The sequence below is a fragment of the Mesorhizobium sp. M4A.F.Ca.ET.020.02.1.1 genome (assembly GCF_004022645.1).
In the GTDB taxonomy this organism is placed as follows: Bacteria; Pseudomonadota; Alphaproteobacteria; order Rhizobiales; family Rhizobiaceae; genus Mesorhizobium.
Map to the genome: position 1 here is coordinate 1 of NZ_RZOI01000432.1, position 5240 is coordinate 5240.

At 65.2% G+C, this 5240-nt stretch carries 7 protein-coding genes; all 7 read right to left on the reverse strand.

From position 1 onward, the window contains the following. The coding region (locus EN742_RS23210) for an MFS transporter (protein ID WP_128333322.1) at window positions 1-998 on the reverse strand (998 nt) is incomplete at its 3' end. Between the two features lie 188 nt (window positions 999-1186). Beyond that, window positions 1187-3061, reverse strand: coding sequence for an asparagine synthase (glutamine-hydrolyzing) (gene asnB, locus EN742_RS23215; protein ID WP_127406680.1), 1875 nt, complete (start codon window positions 3059-3061; stop codon window positions 1187-1189). A gap of 149 nt (window positions 3062-3210) precedes the next feature. Beyond that, on the reverse strand, window positions 3211-3477 hold the full coding sequence (gene fliQ / locus EN742_RS23220; protein WP_126058467.1) for a flagellar biosynthesis protein FliQ: 267 nt from the start codon (window positions 3475-3477) through the stop codon (window positions 3211-3213). 23 nt (window positions 3478-3500) lie between these two features. Further along, entirely contained in the window at window positions 3501-3908 is a 408-nt protein-coding gene (gene flgD, locus EN742_RS23225) for a flagellar hook assembly protein FlgD (RefSeq protein WP_127407306.1), read from the reverse strand. After that, window positions 3908-4351: a flagellar biosynthesis repressor FlbT gene (gene flbT, locus EN742_RS23230; protein ID WP_126058469.1), complete on the reverse strand. Its 444-nt coding sequence runs from the start codon at window positions 4349-4351 to the stop codon at window positions 3908-3910. Before flbT ends, flgD begins: the two co-directional genes overlap by 1 nt. After that, window positions 4348-4695, reverse strand: coding sequence for a flagellar biosynthesis regulator FlaF (gene flaF / locus EN742_RS23235; protein WP_126058470.1), 348 nt, complete (start codon window positions 4693-4695; stop codon window positions 4348-4350). The genes flbT and flaF overlap by 4 nt, the downstream gene beginning before the upstream one ends. A gap of 31 nt (window positions 4696-4726) precedes the next feature. Then, on the reverse strand, window positions 4727-5240 hold a 514-nt coding region (locus tag EN742_RS23240; protein ID WP_281034985.1), incomplete at its 5' end, for a flagellin.

A 5240-nucleotide genomic window follows, 5' to 3' on the forward strand; every position in this document is an offset into this window, starting at 1 on the left:
ATCACCCAGCAGGCACCGCCGACAAGCAGGCCGGCCGACGTCTGCCAGGCATTGTGGCTGACGGCAGCGTTGAAGGCGCAGAGCGCAAAGCCGGCAAAGGCGGCGCGCACCATCGTTTCGCTGGAGAGCAACTGCCTCAGCCGCACGCTGATCAGCGCGCCGCCGACCGCGCCGATGCCGAAAGCGCCGAGCATGATGCCATAGGTCAAGGCATCGCCCTTGACGACGTCGCGCGCCACCAGCGGCAGGAGCGCCAGCACGGCGCCGGCGCTGAAGCCGAAGGCCGAGCCTCTCGCCAGCACCTTGCCGATATTGGGCGACATCGCGACGTAGCGCAGCCCCGCGCCCATCGCCGCGCCGAGCGCCTCGCGCGGCAACGTCGGCGCGGGTACTTCCGGCTTCCAGCGGAACAGCACGACGATCAGTCCGATATAGCTGACGGCATTGGCGGCAAAGGCGGCGGCTGCACCCGCGGCGGCAACGATGACGCCGCCAATCGCCGGGCCAACGCTGCGTGTGATGTTGAAGCCCATCGAGTTGAGCGCGATCGCCGCCGGCACCTTGGCGCGGGGCACCATGTCGCCCACCGAGGCCTGCCATGACGGGCTGTTGAGCGCCGTACCGCTGTCGATCAGGAAGGTAAAGGCAAGCAGCGTCCAAGGCGTCATCCAGCCGAACCAGGTGAACACGGTGAGCAGCGCCGAGACGACCAGCATGAACGACTGCGCCACCAGCATCACCTTGCGCCGGTTGAAGCTGTCGGCGATGGCACCGGCAATGAGCGCGAACAGCATGATCGGCAAGGTGGTCGAGGCCTGGACCAGCGCCACCTGGTAGGAGGAGGTGGCGATCGTGGTCATCATCCATGCGGCGCCGACGCCCTGGATGAGGCCGCCGAAGTTCGAAACAAGGCTGGCCGACCAGACGGCGCGGAAGATGCCGTGCCGGAACGGCGCCAGCGCCGAGACGCGTTCGCTGTCCGGCTCGTCATCGATCATCCGTGCTGTCCCGCTTCACATGTCGTTGGCCCAGCCGACGCGGATGTCCATCTCCGGAGATGGAGCATGGCGACGCGGGGGCGGACCCTTGCCTGAAAAAGATTATGCTCCAACAACAGGATAGCGAGGCAAAAATACGTCCTGGCGCGGCTAAGCCAATGGTCTGGCCGCCTTGGACCAACCGCTGCTCAATGCGCGCGCGCATCCGCGGCGGCCGCATGCAGCGCCTGGGTCAGGCTGTCCGCCGTATCGCCGCCGGCATTGAGGCGCAGGAACAGTTCCATGCCGACGAGGCGCAGCCTCGAGGCCTCGTCGCGCTTTGCCAGGTCGACAAGGTCTTCGACGGCGGCGGCCGGCCATTTCAAGGCATCGCGCAGATAGCCGCCGCGCAGCAGGCCCTGGCTACCCTGGGTGAAGCCCGACGAGATCTCGAAACCTTTCTTCGGCGCGTAGACATTCTCGCGCGGCAGGTGCTTTTCGGCGACCTTCTTCAAAAGCCACTTGCCGGTCCTGCCGCGCAATTTCTGACGCCTCGGCAAATGGATCGCGAAATCGATCAGCCGGTTTTCGAGGAAGGGAACCCTGAGTTCCACCGAGGCAGCCATGCTCAGCCTGTCGTGTCGGTTGAGCAAGTCCTGCAGATGCGAATAGAGATCGTAGAGGCAAGCTCCGAGGAAGGCGCGATCGCCGAGCGGCGTCACTGGCTCAAGCCGGTCGAATATCCTGGTCTGGAGGAAGTTGAGTTCCGGCGACAGCGCCCTGAGCACGAGATTGCGCTCCGAGGCGGAGCTATTACCGGTCGATGTCTTGAAGGGCGCGTGGCGCATGCGCCCGAATTTGCGAGCGAGCCAGCGCCGCGAGCGGAACAGCCGTCCCGGCCATGACCATGCGCGCCAGGGCCGCATGCTTTCGGCCTGCCATTTGTAGCCGCCGAAAAGCTCGTCGGCGCCTTCGCCGGTAAGCAGCACCTTGACGCCGTCGGTCCGGCATTGCTCGGCAAGCGCCAGAAGCCCGACATGGCTTGCGTGCCAGCCGTCGCTCTCAAGATGCCAGACCGCTTTCGGCCAGAGCTCGAGGAACCGGTTCCTGTCGACCGGCACCCGGCGCAGGGGGACGCCGGCGCGACGGCCGGTCCGTTCGGCGTTTTCCGCCTCGCTGCGGCCAAGCCGGGGATCGACGACATAGCCGTGAATCTCCGGCCTGAAGCGCTTCGACAGCGCCGTAATCAGACCGGAATCGACGCCGCTGCTACAGGCCGTGGCGATGCTGGCGTCGGCGATGCAGTGGATATCGACGCTGTCCTCGATCAGCGCTTCGAGCCGCGCCATATGCTCGTCGTCGGAGGTCCGGTCGCCGATGATGCGCGCCGCCTCCAGCACGTCGAGGACGTGCCAGAAGCAGCGCTTCTCGATGCCCGCTTCGGTGATCTTCCAGAGGCCGGCCGGTGGCAGCCGTTCGATGCCGTCGAACAGGCTGTGGCTCGAATCGCGGTGCTGCCAGGCGAGCCGCAAGGTGATCTCGCGCGCATCGATGCGGCGGGCAAAACCGTCGCTGGCGAGGATCGCCTTGTCCTCGGAAGCGAACAGGATCCGCTCGGCCGTCTCGGCCACCGCCATCGGCTTGATGCCGAGGCGGTCGCGGGCGAGCCACAGGGCGTTGTCGCGCGCGTCGAAGTAGGCAAAGGAAAACATGCCGTCGAACAACGGCACGGCCTTTTCAGGACCCCAATGATGCAGGGCCTGCAGAACCACTTCGGTGTCGGAGACGCTGCGGAAAACGCAGCCTTCCGTCTCGAGCGTCTGGCGCAGCGAGCGGTAGTTGTAGACCTCGCCATTGTAGGCGAGCACGCCCTCGCCGCATGCGGTCAGCATCGGCTCGCGGGCGGCGGGCGAGGGATCGATGATAGCAAGCCGGCGGTGCCCCAGGGCGAGCCGGCTGCTGCTCCAGCTGTCGTGGTCGTCCGGTCCGCGATGCGCCAGCGCCTGCATCATGCGGGCGATGTCCGACAGGTCGCCGGCGCCGATCGGGTCGCGCTTTCGCCAGACGCCGGCTATTCCGCACATGGCCTGCCGGCCGGTTTAGTCTGCCCCATGATTTTCGAAGACCGCCTGAGACCAGTGGCGCCCACGCCGCGCAATTCACAATCTAGCCGCAACAGGGCTGCCCGCAAGCCGTCCGGTGAGCGCAAGGAGTAGGCACTCCGCCTCCCGCCTCAGAAGCCGTGCTCGATACGCTCGAAGATGACGTTGGTGAAGGCCGATATCTGGCCGCCGATGAACGGGCCGGTCAGTGCCACCACCAGCATGATGGCGACGATCTTCGGCACGAAGGTCAGGGTGATTTCCTGGATCTGGGTCAGCGCCTGGATCAGCGCGATGCCGATGCCGACCGCCATTGCCACCAGCACCACCGGCGCGGAAGCGGTCAGCACTGTCCACACCGCGTACTGGACGATATCGAGCGCGTCGGCCTCGTTCATGCGTTGTAACCCAAGCCGGTCGCCTAGCTGGCCGGCTTGATCGTGACGCCGGGGCCGACAGCGACTTCCGTGCCGTTCTGCAGCACCGCGATGAGACCGCTGCTGGCCAGGCGCACGGAGGCCACCGTGCCCGACGTCTTGCCATCAGCGGAAGTGATCGAACGGCCGATCAGCGCATCGGCCTGCGACAGGGCCGAGGACTGCATGATCTGGTCGAGTTTGCTGTTGGTCTGCACCGATTGCTCGACCTGCGAGAAGGTGGCGAGCTGGGCGACATACTGCGTCGAGTCCATCGGCTTGGTCGGATCCTGGTTCTTCATCTCGGCGATGAGGAGCTTCAGGAACGACTGGTAGTCGACGGCGGTCTTGGAGGTCGACGTGGTGGTCGAATTGGCACCGGTCGGTATGGTGGTCGTCATGTCCACGTTCATCAGTATCGAGCTCCCACAGCCATTGGGCGCGGCGCGCCCGGAACATCGTCGTTGCCGCCAAGCGCGCGGCGTTCGAGCGGATAGAGCGCGCGGATCGCCTTCAACGCCTCATAGATATGGTCCTCGCCGACCATGCGGTCGATCTGCTTCAGCGCACTGCAGATTTCGGCGTCCTCGAAGCTCGCCAGCAGCATGGGCAGCGAGCGTCGGAACATGTCACGCGCCTCAGACGCGCCCGACGGGTTCATCAGCATGACCTGCAGGATGAAGTAGAGCTGCCTGAGCGGAGTCGACGCCTGGTCGGCCTGGATGACGTGGCTTTCGAGCAGGAACTGCACGTCGTTCATCAGCTCGATCGTGACCTTGCGGTCGACGCGGATGACGGCGCCGTTGATGTAGATCTTCTCGTTCGGCTTCAGCGATATCTTCAGCGTGTTGGTCATTGGATGCCGTCCCGGATGATCTGGGACACCTCGATCAGGCCCTCGAAATTGTTGGTGCGGCCCTGGCGGATGTCCTCGGCCTCGCGCAGCAGCCACAGGCCGATCGAGATCAGGTTGGCGCGCAGCTCCTTGGGCAGGGCGTTGTCGCTGGAGCCGAGATCCTCGACGAAGGTGGTCCAGATGCGGTTGGTGAAGTGCAGCGCCTCGATCGCTTCCATGGAATCCTGGCCGACCGCGGCCGCGGCCGACAGCATGTCGATCGAGCGGGTGAGCAATTCCCGCTCGCGGTCCTTGGCGTCGGTGACGGAGTCGGTCTGGATGTCGGCGTAGGAGAATTGATACATCGTCGGGGCTCTGCCGTTCCGGTGGAAGTTTTCAGGTCAGGTAATTCAGCAGGCTGAGCTGCTGCAGGCGCGCGGTCAACGCGAATGAGGTCTCGATATGCTGCGTCAGGTCGGCGACGCGGGTCGCGGCCTCGGCGGGATCGACTCCCTCGAGATCGATGATGTGCTTCTCGAACAGGTCGACCTGGGTCTTCATGCGGTCGCTGGCGTCGGAGACACGTTTCTGGGTTAGGCCGACCTCCGAGCGCAACTGGACGATGCCGCCGATGGCCTCGCCGACCAATGTCTGGGCGCGGCTGACGACGGTGTTCTTGGCGGCATCGCTGATGTTGCCGGAGAACAGGTTGGCGACCATCGCCGCCGCCATGGCGAGCTTGCGGATGCCGTCCTCATTGGCGCTGACCGAGGTCTGCGTGGTTTCGTTCAGCGCGATGCGGCTGGTGATCTGCTCGTCGGTGGCGTTCGACCAGGTGCCTTGCCAGCCCGAGCCGAGGAATTGCGGCTCGACGCTGCTGGTGATGAAGTCGTCCATCTGGGCGGCAGTG

Coding starts and splice junctions, on each gene's coding strand:
- fliQ (WP_126058467.1), bottom strand. CDS start 3,477: ATGAACGAGGCCGACGCGCTCGATATCGTCCAGTACGCGGTGTGGACA.
- asnB (WP_127406680.1), bottom strand. CDS start 3,061: ATGTGCGGAATAGCCGGCGTCTGGCGAAAGCGCGACCCGATCGGCGCC.
- flbT (WP_126058469.1), bottom strand. CDS start 4,351: ATGACCAACACGCTGAAGATATCGCTGAAGCCGAACGAGAAGATCTAC.
- flaF (WP_126058470.1), bottom strand. CDS start 4,695: ATGTATCAATTCTCCTACGCCGACATCCAGACCGACTCCGTCACCGAC.
- flgD (WP_127407306.1), bottom strand. CDS start 3,908: ATGAACGTGGACATGACGACCACCATACCGACCGGTGCCAATTCGACC.